Annotated in this window: 17 protein-coding genes, 1 tRNA gene and 1 pseudogene; 2 read left to right on the forward strand and 17 right to left on the reverse strand. The window is 55.2% G+C overall.

From position 1 onward, the window contains the following. The first annotated feature begins 22 nt into the window (after positions 1-22). Entirely contained in the window at positions 23-754 is a 732-nt protein-coding gene (locus tag AAHE99_RS02240) for a glutathione S-transferase family protein (protein WP_342113980.1), read from the forward strand. 31 nt (positions 755-785) lie between these two features. Further along, complete coding sequence (locus AAHE99_RS02245) at positions 786-1,640, forward strand: diguanylate phosphodiesterase (RefSeq protein WP_342113981.1); 855 nt, start codon at positions 786-788, stop codon at positions 1,638-1,640. On the opposite strand, the gene AAHE99_RS02250 is transcribed toward AAHE99_RS02245, so the two are convergent. From AAHE99_RS02250 to AAHE99_RS02330, 17 genes and pseudogenes are all read right to left on the reverse strand, one after another. After that, positions 1,549-1,935, reverse strand: coding sequence for a response regulator (locus AAHE99_RS02250; RefSeq protein WP_342113982.1), 387 nt, complete (start codon positions 1,933-1,935; stop codon positions 1,549-1,551). The genes AAHE99_RS02245 and AAHE99_RS02250 overlap by 92 nt on opposite strands. Before the next feature lie 368 nt (positions 1,936-2,303). Next, complete coding sequence (locus AAHE99_RS02255; RefSeq protein WP_342113983.1) at positions 2,304-3,164, reverse strand: hypothetical protein; 861 nt, start codon at positions 3,162-3,164, stop codon at positions 2,304-2,306. Beyond that, positions 3,164-4,804, reverse strand: coding sequence for an AAA family ATPase (locus tag AAHE99_RS02260; protein WP_342113985.1), 1,641 nt, complete (start codon positions 4,802-4,804; stop codon positions 3,164-3,166). Before AAHE99_RS02260 ends, AAHE99_RS02255 begins: the two co-directional genes overlap by 1 nt. 42 nt (positions 4,805-4,846) lie before the next feature. After that, complete coding sequence (locus AAHE99_RS02265) at positions 4,847-5,983, reverse strand: restriction endonuclease subunit S (protein WP_342113987.1); 1,137 nt, start codon at positions 5,981-5,983, stop codon at positions 4,847-4,849. Further along, positions 5,980-7,518, reverse strand: a complete 1,539-nt coding sequence (locus AAHE99_RS02270; protein ID WP_342113989.1) for a type I restriction-modification system subunit M — start codon at positions 7,516-7,518, stop codon at positions 5,980-5,982. The genes AAHE99_RS02265 and AAHE99_RS02270 overlap by 4 nt, the downstream gene beginning before the upstream one ends. A 29-nt stretch (positions 7,519-7,547) precedes the next feature. Then, a complete protein-coding gene (locus AAHE99_RS02275) occupies positions 7,548-10,994 on the reverse strand; it encodes a DEAD/DEAH box helicase family protein (RefSeq protein ID WP_342113990.1) in 3,447 nt (1,148 codons plus the stop codon). A gap of 540 nt (positions 10,995-11,534) precedes the next feature. Continuing rightward, entirely contained in the window at positions 11,535-13,514 is a 1,980-nt protein-coding gene (locus tag AAHE99_RS02280) for an ATP-binding protein (RefSeq protein WP_342113992.1), read from the reverse strand. 222 nt (positions 13,515-13,736) lie between these two features. Beyond that, complete coding sequence (locus tag AAHE99_RS02285) at positions 13,737-13,937, reverse strand: helix-turn-helix transcriptional regulator (protein WP_342113994.1); 201 nt, start codon at positions 13,935-13,937, stop codon at positions 13,737-13,739. Positions 13,938-13,997: 60 nt separating this feature from the next. Continuing rightward, positions 13,998-14,864: a phage integrase N-terminal domain-containing protein gene (locus tag AAHE99_RS02290; protein WP_342113996.1), complete on the reverse strand. Its 867-nt coding sequence runs from the start codon at positions 14,862-14,864 to the stop codon at positions 13,998-14,000. A gap of 1,028 nt (positions 14,865-15,892) precedes the next feature. After that, positions 15,893-16,339 (reverse strand): hypothetical protein, encoded by a 447-nt coding sequence (locus tag AAHE99_RS02295; protein WP_342113998.1) that lies wholly within the window; start codon positions 16,337-16,339, stop codon positions 15,893-15,895. Beyond that, positions 16,336-16,605 carry a hypothetical protein gene (locus tag AAHE99_RS02300; protein ID WP_342113999.1) on the reverse strand — a complete coding sequence of 90 codons (270 nt, stop codon included), beginning with the start codon at positions 16,603-16,605 and terminating at the stop codon, positions 16,336-16,338. Before AAHE99_RS02300 ends, AAHE99_RS02295 begins: the two co-directional genes overlap by 4 nt. A 19-nt stretch (positions 16,606-16,624) precedes the next feature. Continuing rightward, positions 16,625-17,011: a ribonuclease E inhibitor RraB gene (locus tag AAHE99_RS02305; protein WP_342114001.1), complete on the reverse strand. Its 387-nt coding sequence runs from the start codon at positions 17,009-17,011 to the stop codon at positions 16,625-16,627. A 62-nt stretch (positions 17,012-17,073) separates the two neighbouring features. Next, positions 17,074-17,640 carry a hypothetical protein gene (locus AAHE99_RS02310; RefSeq protein ID WP_342114003.1) on the reverse strand — a complete coding sequence of 189 codons (567 nt, stop codon included), beginning with the start codon at positions 17,638-17,640 and terminating at the stop codon, positions 17,074-17,076. A 65-nt stretch (positions 17,641-17,705) separates the two neighbouring features. Further along, on the reverse strand, positions 17,706-18,248 hold the full coding sequence (locus AAHE99_RS02315; protein WP_342114005.1) for a tetratricopeptide repeat protein: 543 nt from the start codon (positions 18,246-18,248) through the stop codon (positions 17,706-17,708). Positions 18,249-18,323: 75 nt separating this feature from the next. Beyond that, positions 18,324-19,043 carry a tyrosine-type recombinase/integrase gene (locus AAHE99_RS02320; protein ID WP_446728886.1) on the reverse strand — a complete coding sequence of 240 codons (720 nt, stop codon included), beginning with the start codon at positions 19,041-19,043 and terminating at the stop codon, positions 18,324-18,326. 54 nt (positions 19,044-19,097) lie between these two features. Then, positions 19,098-19,633, reverse strand: a pseudogene (locus AAHE99_RS02325) (tyrosine-type recombinase/integrase); the annotation flags it as partial. Between the two features lie 230 nt (positions 19,634-19,863). Then, a tRNA-Ser gene (locus AAHE99_RS02330) sits at positions 19,864-19,954 on the reverse strand. Positions 19,955-20,033 lie beyond the last annotated feature (79 nt).

Below are 20,033 nucleotides of genomic sequence, written 5' to 3' on the forward strand. Positions count from 1 at the left end.
TCAACCACATGGAGAAATACCAATGAAACCAGTCATCTTCTACGGCGTACCCTCCGGCTGCTCCCTCGCGTCGGTGATCGCATCCGAATGGCTTGGCCAGCCCTACCACCTGGTCCGCATCGAAATGATGGACAAATGGCCGGCGCAATTCGCCCAGGTCAACCCGCGCATGAAGACGCCGGCCATGCTGACCGCCAGCGGCGACAGCCTGACCGAAAGCCTGGCAATCCTGCAGCACATCGGCCAGCGCGGCGTAGCGCAAGGCCTGGGCTTCGAGCCGGGCACGCCGAACGCAGACCGCCTGGCGTCGATGCTGTCCTACCTCGTCACCGATTTGTTTGCAGCCTTCGCACCGCTGTGGAAGCTGTATGACGCGGGGATCGACGATCCCACCGTGAAGAGCGTACTGCGCAAGTACGGCGAGGACGCGGTGCGCGTCGAATACGCCTACCTCGACTCCCTGCTGGCCGACCGCGCGTGGCTGCTGGGCGGCGACAAGCCAACCGTCGCCGACGCCTACCTGTTCGCGATTGGCCGCTGGGCTGAATACCACACGGTCTTCAAGCTGGAAGACAGCTACCCCAACGTCGCACGCTACATGCGCAAGCTGGCCGCGGATCCTGCCATCCGCTTTGCACAGGAAATAGAAAAGAACGGCGCGGCACGCGGCAATGGCAGCTTCCAGGGCCATGTCGAAATTTCGCAGTTGGATATGTCGAAAGCTTCGTTCACATCGACACTGGCTGCGGCTTAGACTGGGTCTCCAAGCATTTCAAGGAGACCCAATGAGCTACCCAGCCCTGCAAGCCTATGTAGAACGCCTCGCAAACGGCGCAACACCATCCAACAGCCTGCGCCTGGGCGAAGATGGCCTGGTCCAGGGACACATCTTCAATTGCTGGCTGGGTAGCTCCTTCCACCCTATCCGCGAGCTTGGCAGCGGCGAAGTGCGTGCCTTTGCCGGCCGCGTGCGCGGCGTGAGCGCGGAAGACCAGGGTTTGCCGCTCTGGTCCTATCTAGATGGCGCCGCCAGCGATGATGAATCGGTCGCGCTGGACCGCCTGTGCCGCACGCTCCACGCCATCAACTTCTTCCGCCGCGACGATGCGAGCGCGCACACCCTGCACCTGAATGTACACGACCGCCTGCTCAGCGCCGTCAGCAGCAACCACGGCATGGCCTTCCGCCGCATCCTCGACTCGCTCGGCCTGCCGATCGGGCAAGTCGTGCTGCAGCTGCCCGCCGTGAACGCGCGCCAGAACTGGATGCTGAACTATGTGGCGGACAACTACCGCCGCAATGGCTTCCGCATTTCGGTCAAGGTGGCGGCCCCTTCGCAGCTGACATCCGTGCTGGGCCATGCGCGCGTGGACGGCGTACGCATCTCCAGCCTGCACGGCGCCGGTACCGCCGAACTCACACAGGCCCTGGCGCAAGCCGCCGCGCTTGGTGTGGAAGTGCTGGTCAAGGACGATACTCCCGCATTGCGCGAAGCCGCCCACCGCACGGGCGCCCGCGTGCTGCTGCAGGACAGCAACGGCGCGGAAATTAATGGTGTCCCAATGGCAGTATCCTACGCAACGACCGCATGGCAACGGGTCGCTCAAGCAGGTGATCGAAACCGGCCCCACGCGCAATGACCTTGTCATGCGACTGGTCCGAATCGCTTAAGGCGATGTAGGTTGCATGCTCGTCCGGATGCAGGGCGCGCAGCTGCCGCGCCAACGCATAACCCTCGACGCCCGGCATATCGGTCCTGATCAGAACCGCATCCGGGTGCAGCTCGCGCGCCGTCTCCAGCGCGCTGGGTTCATCCTCGCACAGGGCCACCCTGTGGCCTTCCGCCTCCAGTGCGGCGGGCAATTCAGCATCCTCATCGTCCGAGCGGTCCACCAGCAGGATCTGCAGCGGCCGCGCCACCCTGTCATGCTGCAACAGTGCTGGATTTCAATGGACGCTAAAAGCGCTCTAGAAACAAAAAACCCGCGTTCTCACTGGGAGTTTCGCGGGTTCGTGGACATCTTTGAACGTCCTGCTACTTGTTCTTGGCGGAGAGGGGGATTCATATCTTTGCCTCAGTCGCAGATAGATTCATAGTTTTCAAAAAATTTGAAATAAATCTACCCCGAAATCTACCCGTTCCTGTGCTGGACGTTCTTAGCGACGGCATCCCAAGCCTCACCGGCCGGTTCCTTGTCCGTTGTCTCCATCGATGGCAAATCCTGGCTTGGCTGGCGGGCCAACCTCGATTCGACTTGAAAGCGTGCATCTTTCCTGTCGGTCGTTTACCTCCACGTTTTAATTTAAAGATTTAACCGCATGATGCTGTCATCACCCGCGTATGTGCCCCATTCACGTGACCAGACGTCTGTCTGCATTATAGTTACGATGTCTTCGGGACGATCGCCTGTGGCATCATCGTCCAGGCCTATTTGGAATGAAACACCGCCTGCACTGCTCATAATGAAACGGTTGTGCATCGTATCCTGTGGCCGCAAAAATAGGCGCAGGACAGTGCCTGAGAGTTTCCAATCCTGCAACATCCGCTGGATGCCCGCGATAAAGTGAGCTGGATCTATTCGATCACCGCGGAAAATGTCGATGGTCGTGCCTGCACGGGTCCGCCGCATGAACTCTAGGAAAGGGCGTTTAAAGCGCCGCGCGTGAGGGTCGAAGTGTGGATCGATGAGTTTGAGGTGGAACGAACTCGACAGAAGGGGCCCACAACAATCTGCCATCGAAACGGCATCCCGTTTCACGTGCCATTGTCGATTGGTTACAAAACTCGGATGGTCAGTCGACACGTCAGCAGGTTGCAGAAACCCTGGCTCACCTACCATAGCAGCAGTGATAACTGCTTCGAACGGCAGACGACGATGTTCGTCAATCGCAGCCCGAACCCAATCTTCTCCGCATCCTTGCCCTGGACGTTCTCGTGCTAGGAAGGCAGTTGTCGGCAGCTTACGGAGCCGTTCCTCAATTCGCTTGAGATCCAAGTGTCCTTTCAATTGAGTGTTCGCAGCTTCATACACGAGGCGCTTCCACTTGCTTGGGAACGCAGCGATCAGACGTCCTTCTGGAACGCCAAACCGATCGATAATGTGGTTGAACTGCAAGTAAGAAGCAGCGACCGCAGCCGGGTCTATAGCGATCTCCTTGAACATCAAAAGAGCTCCGCGCCACGTTCGTCGAAGAAACCCTGAGGCCAGGGCTTGGCGAAGTCCCCCTCCTTGGTTACTGGAATCTCGTCGATGTTCACTGCTCCGTTCCTCTTGCTTAAGCAGTAGACACCTATCAGGGCTGGCGAAAGAGACTGATCAAGGGCCTTGCCAGCAACTTCAGCTACCTCGCGAATGCGGCGTAGCAGGCGAAGAATCAAATGTTCGCTGTGCGTCTCGATTAGAAACGATAGCCCTTGGTTTATTGCGCCGTCAATGAATAGGTCTCCAAGACCGACCTGAACGGCCGGGTGGATATGCAGTTCCGGCTGCTCAATACAAACCACGCTCGCTGAGCCGTCCTGAGCGGCCACGACCACAGGAAGGACCTGAGAAATGCCGACGCCTACGTCCTGGGGATGCAGCGCGAGGCCTGCATCATCGACTAATTGTGCGCGCTTCCGAATTGGACCAACAGGCTGAGGCACGATGTGGCTAGGGTCAAATTCCTGATAAGCTCTGCGTTCGACAGCGTAGCCCGTGCCGAGCTTATCGCGGGACTGCATCCAGTCGCTCACTCGCTCAACCAAGTCTTGGCTACAGGTGGATAGCGTCTCCCAGCCAGCCATCCCATCGGACCATGCCGAATCACTTTTCGTGAGCGACATTTCGAAGCCGCGTGGAGGGATGCGGCGCATGGGGCCGATGTAGCGCATCTGTCGCAATTGATCACGTAACAGCAGCGCTGGGCCCACTGTGAGCCAGGAAAGGAACGCCGTGAACTCGCGCACCATGTAGACGTTCTGGGCTCCCCTCACGCCTGGGGCCGGGATATAGAGCAGCTGATCCAGCTTCGGCAGGGCACCGCGGAATCCTGTGAGCCAAGCTCGTAAGCCATCTCCTGGACGCTCGATGCCAGCCTCGCTCACCATATCGATTATGGACGAGAGGACCGAGACCTTGCCTGGAGAATCTTTGATCTCTTTGGGCTCAAAAGCGGCGCTGTCTTGCTGCCCCAAGTCCTCCGGGTTTACGAAGTCGTTAAGCAGAGACAGGAGTTGATCTCCGTCCGGGCCATTCACCATAAAGATGGGGTTTGCATGGTTGATACGCATCTGCGCATCGCGCCCGTCTGCGCTCGCTGCGATCTTAACGCACCACTCGCCGTTGGTATCAATCTCGTAGCCTTGCACGACGGGCTGTTCACGCTGCGCGTTCCATCCAACGCGCAGACGGATTGCAACGGTCTCCACAGCGCTGCGGATGTTTTGGAGTGTCTCGTACATCCACCAGACGTCTTCGTCACCAGTTTGCCAGTCTTCTAAGACATCTGGCACCAGGTCAGGAATGGCATTTGTACCAAGCTCCATTTCGATGGCAATCTCAATTTGCTTCTGGGGAGCTCGACCGTGAACAAGGTTTAGGAACCCACCAAGGTCTACAGCTTCGCCGCCTTGCAGCGTGCGGTCGGCATTGATGTTCTGTCGCTCCAGGATCTCGCGCACGTAGTGAAGGGCTTGCAACACACTACTCTTGCCTGCACTGTTGGCGCCGAACAGTAATGTGATGGGGCGCAACTCGATGCGAACTTCGTCAGAGAAGCCCTTAAAGTTCTTGAGCGACAGGGACTTGATAAGTGAGGTCATCGTAGGATTTCTTGGTTTATGGCTTAAGAGCTTAATGTCTGGCTAAGCGAGCAATTCATGCTGAAGTGATGACAACAGAGCATGACTTTCTTGAAGCGCCTTCCGTTGTTCAATCCGAATGGACTCGGTCGCAGATACGATGTCAGCAAATTTGAGGATCAAGTCAATCGGCGGAACGGGAACTTGGAGGTCGCGCAGGATCGCAAGATTGATATTCTTTTGTGCCGATTCAGGAGCATTAGCCTCCAAGGTTTTCTGAAGGAACGACAACCAGAATCGGACGTACTCAACAGTGGCATGCGTTGACGCTGTGAAGCCAACAACGCTATCCGGGAAACATGCGGGGAAGAGCAAAATTCCAGTCTTTGCAATGTTAGCAGCGATGGTGATGCACAACGTTCCGGTAGGCCACAACTTGCTTTGAAGCAACCCCTTGTCAGAATAGGTGCTGGTATAGCTTCGGATGTACCCATCACAGTTTGCCACCTCACCCGTTTGAATAAGCGGATGGGCCCCCCCTAGCAATGAGGGGTCATTCCGTGGACGGTGTTTAGAAATTCCTCGGTCTAAAGAGCCGAGATCAGCCAGTCGTTTGACCTGCCACCCCTTCGGATTCGCCACCGGATCGCCAAACATATCGATAAACACCGCCCGAAGGAACTCGTCGGCTAGTAGAACGGCTTCCTGGCGTTTTCGGCGTAGGCTGTCGGCCTTGTCGAGGATGGATGTGATGTGCTTTTGTTCGTCCAAGCCTGGAAGTTTAATGCGGTGCTCCCACAAGACCTTCATCGAAACGCGCGGCATTTTTGCTCCGTCGACCTGTTGGCTAACCCAGTGCAAGAATGCAGGGCAGCGCAGGTAGGCGGCTAGATATTCCCGCGTTACTATCGCTTGGTTGGGACGCATCGGAACCAGTTCAGACGTGCAGTAGCCTGCGATGTCGGGAAGCAGAACCTTGTTGAGATATGGTCGGAGCTTCGAATACAGAACGTTCCCGTCGTCAAAGGTATGTGTTGAAGTTCCAATTCGGCTGCGCTCGACATACTCTTTGTTTAGCAATATGCCTGTGTGTGGCTCAATCTGATCAAGGTTCAGCAGCCATACCTTTTCGCCAACTGGAGTTGTGATGGCGGGAGCCGGCGGTGCAATCTCTCGAAGGCTATATATCCTGCGGATCAAAGTAACGCCTCCAGTTGGCTCAGCTCGGCCTGGATCTCGTTCTCCAAGGCCTTCAGTCGCCTAAGAATTTCCTTGGGATCGTCGTGAGTCGCAACGACGTGAGCCTTTTGCATGTACCGGTTAATGGACAAGTCATAGTTCTGCGCCCGTATGTCATCAGCTGATACTTCGAATGCTTTTTCCTTCCGATCGTTGAAATCGCCTTGGCCTTCGCACCACTGCAGGTACTTGGTCTGCACATCCGGTATGTCGCCCTTGCCGTCGCCGATTTTGGTTCGTTTGTCATCTAGTGTGAAGCCGTCCGACTGCACGTCGTAGAAGAAGACGTTCTCAGTCTTACCACCCTTGGCAAAGATGATGATTGCCGTGGACACGCCGGCGTAAGGCTTGAAAACGCCAGAGGGTAGCGAAATCACAGCCTCAAGCTGATTGTTTTCGATTAGGTGCTGGCGCAGCTGCACATGGGCCTTGCTGGAGCCGAAGAGCACACCGTCCGGCACAATGGTAGCGCTGCGGCCGCCCACTTTAAGCATGCGCAGGATCAGGCCGATAAAGAGCAGCTCGGTCTTCTTAGTCTTGACAGTGCGTAGGATGTCCGGAGCGACATCCTGCTCGTCGAGGCTACCCTTGAACGGAGGGTTGGCGAGAATGAGGTCGAATGCATTCTTGGAGCCTTTGGGGTGGCGCTCTTCGAAACTCTGGCTCAGCGTGTCCTGGTAATGTACATCGGGCTGTTTTACGCCATGCATCACCAGGTTCATGGTAGCGATGCGCAACATGGTTGCGTCGAAGTCGTAGGCGTGGAACATGTCGGTGTCTACATGCGCGCGGTGCTCGCTGAGCAGATCGCCGCTGTAGCTGATGTGTTCTTCGCCGTCGATCACTTCCTTATGTATACCGGCTGCGCTGCTGTAGTGGCGCAAGAGGTAGTCATAAGACTCGATCAAGAACCCGGCTGTGCCGCAGGATGGGTCGCAAATGCGATCGGTAGGCTGGGGCTGCATCAATTCCACAATCATTCGGATGATGTGGCGTGGTGTTCGAAACTGACCGTTGATCCCGGCGGTCGTGAGCTTGCTGAGCAGGTACTCGTATAGGTCACCCTTGGTGTCACCTTTTTCTAGCGGCAGTTCGTGCACGGCGTTGACAGCCTTCACCAGCAGCGATTCCTTTTGAATCATCAGCTGTGCATCTTTCATGAAGGCGGCGAAGTGGCTGCCTTCGCCGCTGCTGCGCTCGGCCAGACGGCGGAAGTGCGGGAATACTTGGTCACGCACATGGGACAACATTTCAGGGCCGCCGTAGTGACGCCATTTTTCCCAGCGACAGTCTTGGTCGGCATCGCCGAACAGGCTGGGTTCGCGTTTGCCGGTAACGGCGGCGCGCTTCTCTTGGGTGCGCTCTTGCATGTCCAGCAGGCGGCTGTACATCAGGAAGGTGATCTGCTCGATGACGGTGAGTGGGTTGGTGATACCACCGGTCCAGAAATCGGTCCAGAGGCTGTCGATGCGGCTTCGTAGTGCGCCAGTGATCATATGTGTGCTTCTTTTTGCTTGTTGAGATGTTAGTGCGCAGCAGGTGGCAGTGGCTCGCCGAAGGTACGTACCAAACGGACCACGTCATCAAGCTGCACGGGGTTAGGGAAGACGCCCCCCAGGCCTTCGGCGTGGACCGTATTGAACGGTGCGTCGAACAACTGCCCGACGGCAATAGCACCGAACTGGCGGATGTGATCCTTTAGCAGGGCGAGGAAACGCAGTTGTTGACTGTTGAGTGCATGGTCTTGCGCGAAGGTAGAGAACTGCACATCCACGGCCGCGTGATCCAGGCCGACAATTCCGCGCAGGATTTGCGTCAGCTGTACGGCGGTGTTGGGGTAAAACTCACGCAGGGTGGAAAGATCGACATCGGGGTTGCGGGTGTGTAGCAGGCTGTTGAGCTTATCCAGCTCTTCGGTCGTGATGCGCTCGCCACGACGCAACTTGAGCAAGACCGGGTCGGTTTCGAACAGCGGCTCCAAAGCGGACTGCACGGCTTTACGGTAGATGCTGAAGTCGACTGACTTGATCTTGCTTGGGCGTGCATAAACCTGGTATTCAGCTTCGTCCTCGCAAATGTCCAAATGAGGTATAGGCACGGGCGGGGGTAACGACGGGCGATCGGCCAACTCCATCACGTCGCGCAAGGCCGCGCGCATAGCATCAAGCTGGGCAAAGCTAGGGGCTTGCCAGAAGGAATCGGTGCGCAGGACTTGCAACTCCTTGGCCTTGGCGCGCACGGGGTTGAGGTGCGGGGGCAGGCGACCGACCCATTCCAGGATGGCTTCTCGATGGGCATTGGGCTGGCCGGGTTCTGCGATGGCGGCGGCTTCGGCCTTCGCAAGCAACAGGTCCCAGCGTAGCGCATCGCCCTGACCGCGTACATCCAAGGCGCTCATCAAGGGCGCAACGGTGTCGGTCAGCAATTGGCGGGTGATGGGGGCGAACTGGTGTACCAATTTAGCTTCGCGCGCTTGATTCACGGCTTGCCAGTTCTCGCGCACGGCGATGCTGCCATCCGGCAGCGCGACAGCGTCTTGTTGGATCTGCTGCGCTAGAATATCAAAGGCCGCGATGTCGGAGCGCGCCAGAGCCAGGGCCGCGAGCTCGATGCGGGCCTCGTAGCGGCGCTGCGTCAGCGGCTTAGGAACAGTAAGTTCGACCTCTTCGGCATTCAGGTCGTGAAAGGCGAAATTATCCCAGTGGTCGAAGATTAGGAACTCGCCTTTGTCAAGGCCAAGACCGAACAAGTCTTTGCACAGACGCGTACCGCGGCCGATCATCTGCCAGAACTTCACCTTGCTTTTGACCGGCTTGGCGAAGACAAGGTTGACCACCTCGGGTACGTCGATACCGGTGTCAAGCATGTCCACCGAGACGGCAATGCGCAGCTCGCCGTCGGGCTCCTTGAACTGGTCGATCAGCGCTTCAGCGCGCGGTTCCTTTGAGTGAATCACACGGCAGAACTTGCCGGCAAATTGCGGGTACATCTCGTTAAAGAGCTCGGCCAGCAGGCGGGCATGGCCGATGTTACGCGCGAATATGATGGTCTTGCCGGGGAGCTGGCCATCGACATCGCGAATGCCGTTATCCATCAGATTGCGAAGGATGACGCGGTTGGTGCCCTTATTGAAGACTGCGTCGTCAATTTCCTTTGCGTTGAAGTCCAGAGTGTTGGGATCAATGCCTTGGTCTTCCAATTGCGCGATCTGCTCATCCGTCATATGCGCTGCTTTGATGCCATCGCGTAGGAATTTGGTCGTGTGGGCGACCACTCGAAAGGGCACTAGCTTTCGATCGGCAATGGCCTGCTCTAGCGGGTAGTTAGCTGTGGGAAGCTTGTAGTCGCACCCAAAGAGCTGGCAGGTACTTCGGCTCACCATCTCCACCGGCGTGGCAGTCAGACCGACCTGGAGGGCGTCAAAGTACTTGAAGAGGTCACCGTAGAGGTTGTAGATCGAACGGTGCGATTCATCGGCGATGATAAGGTCGAAGAAGCCGACGTCGAAGGACTCATAATCGTTGATCAGGCCTTGGTATATCCCGATGTAGATGCGTGCATCCATCTTGCCCACGTCGTTGGCTTGGCCGATAACGTAGATCGGTTCACGAACGAAGTCATTAAAGGCGTTTTTGGCCTGCTTGCGCAGTTCCTTGCGATCACAAAGAAAAAGAACACGCTTGACCCAGCGCGCATTGATCAGCAGCTTGGCTAGCGAGATAGCTACGCGAGTCTTACCCGTGCCCGTAGCTTGCACGACCAGGGCACGACGGTGGCGTTGCGTGAATCGCTCGGCCACGCGGGTGATGCTTTCAATCTGGTGCAGGTAGCCAGCGATGTTGGCGTCGGGCCTAACGTCCTTCAATAGATCGAGCTTCTCGCGCCGCTGGAAGCCGACACGGTACTGGAGCGTGTCCTTGGAATAGAAACCATAGACCGTGCGCGGAGGGTAGCCGCCAGCATCGTCCCAGACCCAAATATCATGCCCATTGGTGAAGAAAATCATCGGCCGCTGGCCGTGCTGCTTTTCCAAAGCATCAGCGTACTGCTTGGCCTGCTCCTGTCCAGCGCGAGCATCGACCAATGTCTTCTTGGCCTCGACAACAGCCAGTGGTTTGCCATTGTCATCCCACAGGACATAATCGCAGTAACCTTTGCCCGTAGCAGTGGATTGATGCAGAACCTCGACTTCTTGTCCAACTGAATGATTGCTGGCGGAACCCTTGGGTACATCCCACCCGGCCATGCGCAAGTCTCGATCGATCAACCACTTGCGCGTATTGTCTTCGGTGAAACGAAGCTGGTTTGCTGTTGCCGCCGATGATTGGGCAGCTTGTGCCAAAGCTTGGGCCGATGTAGGCGCAAAGGCGGCGATAGAAGGCTCTTTTGCCCGGTCTGCAGCCCTTAGTTCGGCGAGTTCCTGCAGCGCAATTTTAAGGCGTTCCTCCTTGAGGCTATTCTCCTCAGCTAAAACCTTGGCCTTCCGTTTGAACTCTGCTTTGCTGTCGATGCCTTCAGCCGGAGGCTGCTTGAATACCTCGAAGTCTTCGATCTTGCCGCCGAGGAATGTCACATGCAGCCAGCGGGCCAGTTGCCAAGCTTCTTGGACGCAGCGAACTGCATCGGAAGCTTCGACGTCTTCCCCATGGGCGCCGCGATTGCCGAGACGCCGCAGCAGGTGCAACTTATCGAGCACCAGAGGCTGAGCAATAGTTTGGAAACTTGCGTTGTGCAGCAGGTCCACAAAGTTGGACTGCGGCATTCGTTCGAGATTCACCTTGATGTAAAGGCGATCCACTAGGCGCTCAGCAAAGCTACGGAGCTTGACCAGTGCACTCTCCGGGTCCGTGTGAGCATAATGCTCCGCATAGCCACCCATGTTAGCAAGCTCGGGATACGCAGCCCGCAAGGGCTCAAAGTTCAGCGACTTAATGTCTTGCATCGACACCTGGTCGGCTTTCGTAGCATTCATGCCTATGATTATGCGAAAGCCGTGCCAGCCCCCTATTCGTTTGGATGTTGTGTTAGAGGCCTACATAATAAAATATTTTCCGTCCTGGCAAGAGTATTTATGACTAAATGGTCAATCACGTACTTGCAGGCTGAAAGAAACCGCTTTGGTTTCGAGCACTTGCCTAGCGCTAGACCAGTGCTGCAAGCGGCGCTCGGTTCGTTGATGTGTCCTTGAGACGCGACCTGATCAGGATCGCGGTGCGGGACTGTGTGTACGCAGCGCGCCACGTAATTGCCGCGCCACCAGCGCGAGCTTCCATTCCCCCTGTGGCCTCGGGGCGGGTGCCCACCCTTACGGCTTACTCAGCGTAGAATTCGGCGCTGATTGAGTAGTCTGGAACAGTACCGCTTGTCTCGACGACTCCTTCGTCATTTATTCAGATGAACGGAATTGCTCATTCAATCCGAAGCATGTGAACGCAGCTAGGATGCGGACAACCGCCCCTGGTACTATCAGCGCGATCCTAAAGCTGCGAAAATCATATGAATACTTTTTTATTTAAAAAGTCTCTTGGAGTTCTTTAACTAAATTTTCTTTGGTTGAAGAAGCTAATTCATCACGACGTAATTCAAGAGTTTTTAAGAGATGGCCGTGCGTTAGTTCAAAACCGTCAAGTAAGGTGTACCAGTTCATTACGTATCGCTTCATTCCGAAATCAGCACTCACTAGGCCCATTTCGTTCTTCGAAATTTGGTTTTGAAGTCGGCTCTTAATCTCAAAGTCTGAACTGGATATTTTTCTGCCTACCAAAATAAGTTCGAATTGCAAATGTTCACTACTAAAGGCTGGGTGCCGTTTTATAATGGCTGCATATTCGTCGAGTTGGCGCAAATGTTTGTGGTTTAGTGCGATGCCAGGACGTTTAATTTCAATAACAATGCAGCGGTAAAACATTTTCCCCATCGAGTCTACGCTAGGGATTTTTCGCGCCATAAAAAGGTCTGTTTGTCGATTCACGCCCTCGACATCAGTGTCATCTTCAACATCGTCCTCGTCGATTACTTTTATCCCTTTGATGGCATCGCGAAGACCCCTTGCTACATTGGTGAATGTATCTTCTTCAGCACCAATTGTTTCGTATTGATTCCCAAATAGCCACGTATTGTTTTCAATAATCTGTTGTAAGTCTGGAGTCTCACGTACTTCTCGATAATGATCATTCATTAATTGACGCAGCTTATCAACCGCTAACTGCCGTTGTTGGAGCAGTTCGATAGTACTAATGATGTTCTTAAGCTGAGTATGTTTAAGCTGATGAGATAAATGGCTCAGGGAAAGGTCATCCAAGTCAAGCACTTCACTGATTATTTGGAGGATAGCATCATTTTCGTTCGACACGGATAAGCGGTCGAGAAGTCTCACGATGATCTTTTTCTGCTTTTTATTCAATGAATTCATTACTGACGGATCGGATAGATAAACCAGTCGAACGATTTCTCGAGTGTTCTCGGCACGCCACTTAGCGTAGTGTGGTTCTAGGCCAGTGTAGTTGGGGAAAATGCCTTCCTCATCGTACTTTTTTAGTTCTCCCTCTACATAATCTCGTAGAAATTGCTCGTAAACCTCCCCAATAAATTCATATAGAGGCCCGCCAAGCTTCTTCCACTCTTCGGATTCAACTGTATGGGTATCCGTGTTGAATAAGTTATTTCCTTCACTCGAAAATTTATCAGCCCAAGAGGATTGGACATAAATGCTAACAAAAAAATTCGCTTTCTTATTGAAACTACTAAGCTGCTTGTACCTCACTCGGCCAGCACTATCGAGTAAATAAATTTTTGAATTTTCAGAGGTTGGTTTTTCGTTCCAGCGAATTACTTTGATAGTGAAGACAGCCTTTCCAATTGTGAGTTCCTTCTCCGAAATCTCATGTGAAGGGACTGCAACTAGGGCACCATTCAAGTACAGTTTTCGGTCTTGATTCAGTGCCAAAGACCAACCAAATTCAACTGAAAACATTGCATGCAGTTGTGAAATCTGCGGCAAATTGGTATGGATGTCGGTAAGCTCAACAAGGGTTCCACTGGACTGCTCTCTTAGACGTGCGTGCTGACGAGCAGGGGCAATCTCATCACCAACGAATCTGGTGATGTTGTCGTCTTTAATTTCGATTAAAGCATCTTTACCATTGAATTTCGTCCACCATGCTGCGCGGTGGGACAGCCGATAGAAAGATAGGCGCCCACGGCCGTGAGAGCCTTGCTGGGCCATGTCTTCTTTTTTTAAGGAGTCATTGAAGCGTCCAAAATTATCTTCGATATGATCGAGGTCAATCCCATCGCCGTTATCGTGGACTGTTACCGTCTCCACGGCATGCAACTCGTTTTCTGTGACTTCTACAGTGACAGTCTTTGCACTGGCATCAAATCCATTCCAAGCAAGCTCGAATAGCGGCTGCCAAGCTTCGAAATTTCGGAAGTGCTTCTTGACTCCTTCATCGCCAATCTTGGCGATCCCAGAAAGATTGAGGGTAGCCATATTTTTTCTCCCTGAGGTGCCTCGTAAGACGTTGAGCAACAATTTGATGTTCTAGAGTCAACATTGTACGACAACAACTTGAGATGGAAAGTTACTAATTTGAAGACGACAAGGTCTGAGCGCCCTGGCACCGTAGAAAAGCTCTATGGTTCAGGTCGCACGGTCACTGCTCGAAAATATAACTTGCAAATTGATAATGTCTTTCCCATAAAAAATGAGCGGTTAGTCAACTCCCCGGCTGGCGTCAATACAGCGCTGCTGCCATTTGGCGATCTCCTCTGCATCCCAGGCGATTGACTTGGGGCCGATTGGAATCGGGGCTGGGAACACGCCTGCCTTTACTTTCCGCCAGATTGTGGTGCGGGACCATCCTGTAGCATCGAGCACTGCAGGCAAGCGGAGGAATTTTCTGGTCGTGGTCATGATTGCTCCTGTAGTTCTTGGAAGAAGACAGCAAGGAAAAAGTAGTGCTTGGAATGTTCGTCATCTGCCCAAGTAGATGGAGGTTACCTGCGAGCGAAAATGCCCCATCTCCCTCGATAACTTGAGCCGAGCGTCTTGATCGGCCGGCTTGTCCGCAGCAGTTAGCTGCTTCGAAGTGATTCCGCCGCTTGCCGGGCACGGCCAGCCAGTCAACTCGCCATAGCGTCGCTGCGCATATTCATGGCGCAGCCCATGCACGCCATGGACGCCAGCCTTATCGCACTGCGCCCGAAAGCGGTTCAACTGGTCCCGATATCGCAACTGCGCCGGGATCAGGCTGCCTTTCTCTGCCAGCGCTTTGGCCGCATCCAGCACGGCGCGCTGCTGCGCAGTCGTAATCGGCACCTCCCGATACTTGCCGCCCTTGGTCCAGCTATCCTGCAACCGCAAGAAGCTCCCGCAATCAGCCCACCCTGGCTTGATCTTGATGCTTTCCTCCCGCCGCAAGCCAAACGCCGCCTGCAACTGCAAGGACATTCGCGTATAGGAATCGGTCACGCGCGCCAGCATGTCGGCGTCCAGCACCTTGGCCTTCGAGACATTGGTGACAAACACCCGTTTGTCGATCCCGTATTCGGCGTTGGAGCACGCAATCACGTTCTTCTTGCCGACCTTCTCGGCCCACCATCGCAGAGCGCTCATACGGTTCTTAAGTGTCCCGGTGCTGACGCCGTCCTGCTTCCATTTATCGAGCAGCGCTGCCACATGTTTCGGTTTCAGGCTGTCGGCATTCAGATGCTGGAAGCCACGTTGCGCCAGGTCGTTCGCGCACAGGGCTAATAAGCGCTCGCGGTCGGCCTGCGTGGCAAAGCTGCCGTCCCGGTTGCGTTGACATAGCTCCTTGAGCTGGTGGTTCAAGTCGTGCATGGCAAACTCCTCCTTCCGATCATTGGGGTTCAACAAGCAAACTTCGTTACTGCGTGGTGTAAGTGTGTCCGGTGAGTGTTTCTGGCCGCCCGTACTGCCGCAGCAGGACAGGTTTGGTAAAGGCCCCGGGGCACCACCCCCGTGTATGCGGTTGCTGTTACAGCCTGCCCGCGCCGCATGCGCGTCTGGCACCACTGCGCGTTCCCGGAGGGAACTGCCGCAGCAGGGACCAATCACCCAGGGTCCATGGAGTGCACCTCGTGCACGTATCACAACAACTAACCAGCCCGAAGCGGGCGAAGGACTTCGCAAGGCTTGCTGGCGAAGTGGGGCGCTTGGCCCCGTCACTGACTACCATCACGCAGAAAAGAGCCGCTTGCCGCCTGCGCTGATGCCGCCTGCGGCGCGTCGTCACTGGCAGCACGCCGCCAGTAACGACGCGCGTGCTCGCATCCGTGACAACTGATCGCGGTAATGCCGCTATCGCACGATGTGCGACGAGCGCGGCTAACTTGAAGCGCCTGCATTGGCGGGGCAGACGCGTGCTGGCTTCCAACGATACCGCTACTGGATGTGTGTGCCAGCCGCGCAGACTGCAACGCAGGGCTTTATGGAGCCCGCAAACCACGAGTAGCGTGCGGGCTAATCTGTGCAAGAGGCTTGTTCCTGCAATATCGCGCCACGAGGGAGCTGACCGGGAACGTATGCCTCCCGCATTCGGTGCAACTAAAAACTAACTCATCTGGGTGACATCTTGCACCCTGTTGGGCGCGACTTAGCGGCCAACATAACATTTATGCGGGTGACGACCGCAACGCCTATGCACTGAAGCATAGGACCACGCTCGACGCATGGCCTCGTGGGAGCGATTCCCACATGTGAGGCCTTCATTCTAGGCGGGTGCTTGGCGTTTGCAAGCGCTGCACATGGCGAAGTATCTTTTTCCGGTGCACAGAATCGCGGTGTTCGGGGATGCGCCTGCTTCCCGTTTTATCGAACCACTGCAACGCCATCGAGATCGGTTTCACCTAACACAAGGAAGCCTTCAATGATCCCGGTGATCTGGTAGCTGGATGGCACGGCCAACGAAAAAATATCGGAAAGATTTCCTGCGGTGTCTTTTCCAATGCAGCGTACGCGGCCTCAAGCCGTTCTCGACTTGGCTCAATAATTCCGCACCAGAACGATATCTGCCCGCGCTTGCTAAAGATCGCTGGTTGCAGGTGGCCGAGATCAGTATCGTCAGGGCGGCCTGGACTCAGAAAGCCATCCATCGAGGTTCCATCAGCAAGGCGGAAGTTGGCCTTTGCTACGCACATCACTTCAACCGCATCCAGCGATCTCGCGGGTTCGACGGGGCGCACCGTGGCTTCATCATGACCTTCTTCGCCTTCCTCATCCTGGGCGTATTCCCATATTGGCGCGAAGTCCAAGTCTTCAGTGGTCAGGTCATAAACTTGTTTTCTCATCTTCATTCGCACCTCGGCAATTGCGCGAGCCATGCTTCGACGCTTTGCAAGACCTCATCCAGCGGAGGGGTAAAACCGTCGTCATCGTGCCATTGGGCTATTTCTAAATCCATCGCCAAGGATTCAATTGCTCTAATAAGCGGGTAGGGCATCGCCTCAAGCGCCTTCCCATTTCCACGAAGGGTTTCCGCGAGTGCCTTGGCGCTTGATTGTCCGGCGCGGGTGGCTGCCAGCGCAGATTCCATGCGCATGATTAACGTACGATTCGACATCAGGGGCGATCGTCCATTTTCATTTGGCCACTGGGGCGCCCCAGCCGTCGTAGTCGCCACCATATTTTTTTGCGAGCGTCGTAAACGCTATCGTAGTCGCCTGCATGTCGTCCACTTGCACCAGTTGACGGCGCTCGACATGAACTTCCCAGGGTTTCTGCTTGGGTGGTACGCCGATTTGTTGGACCGCGAAACCGGCTGCCGCCAGCTCCGCTGCGATTGCTTTTGCGCTCGCCTCGGTAGGCATAACGAAAAAGTAGTCGACGCGATGATGTTTCGTGAAATCAGAACCGTTCTTGCGAAGCGACTCGATGACTTGTGCGTCTTGCGCCAGAGCTGCCGACTGAGCATAGGCAAGCAGGGTGGTTGCTGCCAGCATGCAGCCGATGATGAATTTTTTGAGCATGGGTAGGGATGGATCTATGCGTCCGTCTGTTGGAATGAGCCGCTCGTAGAACTAAGCAGCGCTCATCTCCAGCGCGGATTGTCGCTTGTTTTGAAATCGTTGAAGAGTGATTCGTAACGCCAGCCGTCATCGGCGACGACGCTACAATCGGTGGCGCTCACCCGTTCATGCAGCAATTGAATTGGATCTGGGATTGCCGGGATCGGCAAGGTTGCCATGATTCTTTTCTTGGCAGCAGGGAGGTCAGGAAAGTCTAATACATATTCTCGCTCCATAAACTCTGCGGCCTTGCGCATTTCAGCCAAATTACCGCCACCCGAAAACTTGAGCAGATCCTGCCAGTATGGGACCGCCATCATCATGCCCAGAAGCTCAGTTAAATGGGCTGCAAGGCAGCCAGCTTGGCCTTCGGACGTTGCGTAGAGTATCGGAAGCCGTTCGATTTCATCGTCTCCATACCCAAGGAACACGCCACCGCAGCTTTCGCCAGCGAGTACGGTGAATTTCGTCGGTGGTTCCATCTTGATCCAAGAGTTATCGCGTGAAGCACGGTCTAAATTGAAATCGAAGTGGCACGCGAGATCCTCAACAATGGACCGCGATGCTTGTATGTCACGAAGGGAAATCATGGAATGCATATCGTGGGAGATGACGGCGGCTCGGGACTGAACTGCGGCGGTTGCAGGCCGGACCTTTACTGGTCACTGCCAGCGTATTTCGCTATACACTGCTTTGCGAGGATTTCACCATTAGCGAAATCCTCTTTACTTAACTTGCTGAGCAATTTTTCCAGCGATTGGCGGGCGTCATTTGCAAGGTCTTGTTCATATTCCTTGTCGTCGCCTGCTGTTGCCTTTGCGCTTGCCGCCGCGCATCGGTACCAGGAATAGGCCTCGGCGTAATTTTGCGAAAGTGCTTTGCCGTCTTCATAAGCCTGGCCCAGATGCCATTGAGCTTCAGAGTGGGCGGCGACTGCTGCTTTGCGCCACAGCGCCACGGCGCGCGCTTGATCGGCGGAGCCGCCCATACCGTAGTAGAGAAGGTAACCTAGGTTGTTTTGCGCCAGCGGGTCATTGGACTGGATGGCTACTTCCCAGTGTTGGCGTGCAGTGGCGAAGTCCTTGACCCGAAACGCATCGACGCCTTTGTTGTACGCGCTGTCTGCGTTGGCTGCAACAGTGCCGGCTTGTAGAGCTATGGCGATGACGAAGAGGACGTATCGAGCAGATATGCGCATTTGATTCTTACCGATTAACCGCAAAAGATTGCTAATGTAACATCAATGATGCTGCTTGGCTATTTTGTAACTTGTTCAGGCATGATGCTTGTCTGTCCCATCACTACGGCTGAATTCGTCATTGACGACAACAAGACGAGGTGATTGCGGAGGCGACCCCTTGCCGCTGACAGCATCGATGTAATCCGCCCAGTCTTGCATCATCCTGCGCCGCTCAGCGAGGAACTGGGCGCGGTCGTAGGCACTCGCTACCTTGTCCTTTGGTGCATGCGCCAACTGTCTGTCCACGACCTCATGCCGGTAGCCCAGGCGCTCTTTAATCGTGCTCATGGCCAGTGCCCGGAACCCATGGCCGGTCATCTTGCCCTTGTACCCCATGCGGCCAAGCGCCACCAGTATCGTGTTATTGCTGATGGGCTTTTCGTGATCGCGCTGGTTCGGGAACAGGTGCTTGCTGCGGCCCGTGATGGTGTGCAGTTCTCGCAGCAATTCCAGTGCCTGCCGCGACAGGCAAACATGATGGTTGGTCATATCCGGATTGACGGTTAGCCTGCCGCGCTTCATACGCTGCCACGGAATGATCCACTCACCGCGCTCCAGGTCGATCTCGCTCCAAGGCGTTTCGATCAACTCGCTGGTGCGCATGAAGCACAGCAGCATCAGGCGCAATGCAATGCGCGTCGGCGCGAACATGCGCGCTTCGTTCCGCTCCAGTATGGACAGGAACTGCGGCAGTTCGTCGGCATCGATGGCGGCGAAATGTCCAGCGCGGACAGTCTTCAGCACATCCTTCATGTCCACCACCAGATTGCGGTCAGTGAATCCGCACTGGATCGCGTAGCTGAAAATCTGCGAACAGACCGCTTTCAGGCGGTGCGCCACTTCGTTCGCGCCGCGCTCTTCGATCTTGCGCAACGTGGCGATCACGTCGCGGTGCTTGATTTCATCGATGGGCATGCGGCCAATGCTGGGAAAGATGCGGCTTGCAGACGCTGGATGGTGTTCTTGGCAGTGCGTTCGCTCCACGTCGGCACCTTGTTGGCGTGCCACTCGCGGGCGATCTTTTCGAACGTATTGCAGGCCTTGTCTTTCGCCAAGCGCTTGGCTTCGTCGCGATGCTTGGCGGGGTCTATCCCTTGCAGCAGCAGTCGGCGCGCAGCCAAGCGCTTTTCTCGTGCGTCCTGCAAGGTGATTTCCGGGTAGGGGCCGAACGTCAGCGTGTTCTCTTTGCCGTTGGCTTGCCGGAACTTGAAGCGCCAGATGCGGGAACCGATGGGAGAAACGTCGAGGTACATGCCATCGCCATCGAACAGCTTGTACGGCTTCTCGCGTGGCTTGGCGCTTTTGACAAGGATATCTGTCAGCGGAGCAAAGACCTTAGGCATGGCAACCTCCTTCGAAGCATGCTGTAAGAATCAATATAGTCCGTTTTCCAACGTTTGGGGGTACGCGGAATCGTTAGGGTAAGACGTGCCCCCAAGCATGCACTGGTGTAGTTGAGATGTAGGGAGTCGTCGTGAAACGTCCAGAAACGAAAAAACCGCTTAGATTCAGCATCTTAAGCGGTTTCGGTGAGACGTTTTGGAACGTCTTGGTACTTCCTGATTTGTGTCCTTGGCGGAGAGAGGGGGATTCGAACCCCCGATAGGCTATGAACCTATACACGCTTTCCAGGCGTGCGACTTAAACCACTCATCCATCTCTCCTGCATCTCTCACTCATCGCGAGAGGCCCGAATTATAGCAGCGTTTTGCGAGATGGCAAAGACTTTCTGCTTAGAACCGT

This window comes from Pseudoduganella sp. OTU4001, from assembly GCF_038440195.1.
Classification (GTDB): domain Bacteria; phylum Pseudomonadota; class Gammaproteobacteria; order Burkholderiales; family Burkholderiaceae_D; genus Rugamonas.

Coding starts and splice junctions, on each gene's coding strand:
- AAHE99_RS02270 (WP_342113989.1), bottom strand. CDS start 7,518: ATGATCACTGGCGCACTACGAAGCCGCATCGACAGCCTCTGGACCGAT.
- AAHE99_RS02245 (WP_342113981.1), top strand. CDS start 786: ATGAGCTACCCAGCCCTGCAAGCCTATGTAGAACGCCTCGCAAACGGC.
- AAHE99_RS02300 (WP_342113999.1), bottom strand. CDS start 16,605: ATGTCGAATCGTACGTTAATCATGCGCATGGAATCTGCGCTGGCAGCC.
- AAHE99_RS02320 (WP_446728886.1), bottom strand. CDS start 19,043: ATGAAGGATGTGCTGAAGACTGTCCGCGCTGGACATTTCGCCGCCATC.
- AAHE99_RS02280 (WP_342113992.1), bottom strand. CDS start 13,514: ATGGCTACCCTCAATCTTTCTGGGATCGCCAAGATTGGCGATGAAGGA.
- AAHE99_RS02315 (WP_342114005.1), bottom strand. CDS start 18,248: ATGCGCATATCTGCTCGATACGTCCTCTTCGTCATCGCCATAGCTCTA.
- AAHE99_RS02290 (WP_342113996.1), bottom strand. CDS start 14,864: ATGCACGACTTGAACCACCAGCTCAAGGAGCTATGTCAACGCAACCGG.
- AAHE99_RS02255 (WP_342113983.1), bottom strand. CDS start 3,164: ATGTTCAAGGAGATCGCTATAGACCCGGCTGCGGTCGCTGCTTCTTAC.
- AAHE99_RS02295 (WP_342113998.1), bottom strand. CDS start 16,339: ATGAAGATGAGAAAACAAGTTTATGACCTGACCACTGAAGACTTGGAC.
- AAHE99_RS02275 (WP_342113990.1), bottom strand. CDS start 10,994: ATGAATGCTACGAAAGCCGACCAGGTGTCGATGCAAGACATTAAGTCG.
- AAHE99_RS02260 (WP_342113985.1), bottom strand. CDS start 4,804: ATGACCTCACTTATCAAGTCCCTGTCGCTCAAGAACTTTAAGGGCTTC.
- AAHE99_RS02310 (WP_342114003.1), bottom strand. CDS start 17,640: ATGATTTCCCTTCGTGACATACAAGCATCGCGGTCCATTGTTGAGGAT.
- AAHE99_RS02285 (WP_342113994.1), bottom strand. CDS start 13,937: ATGACCACGACCAGAAAATTCCTCCGCTTGCCTGCAGTGCTCGATGCT.
- AAHE99_RS02305 (WP_342114001.1), bottom strand. CDS start 17,011: ATGCTCAAAAAATTCATCATCGGCTGCATGCTGGCAGCAACCACCCTG.
- AAHE99_RS02240 (WP_342113980.1), top strand. CDS start 23: ATGAAACCAGTCATCTTCTACGGCGTACCCTCCGGCTGCTCCCTCGCG.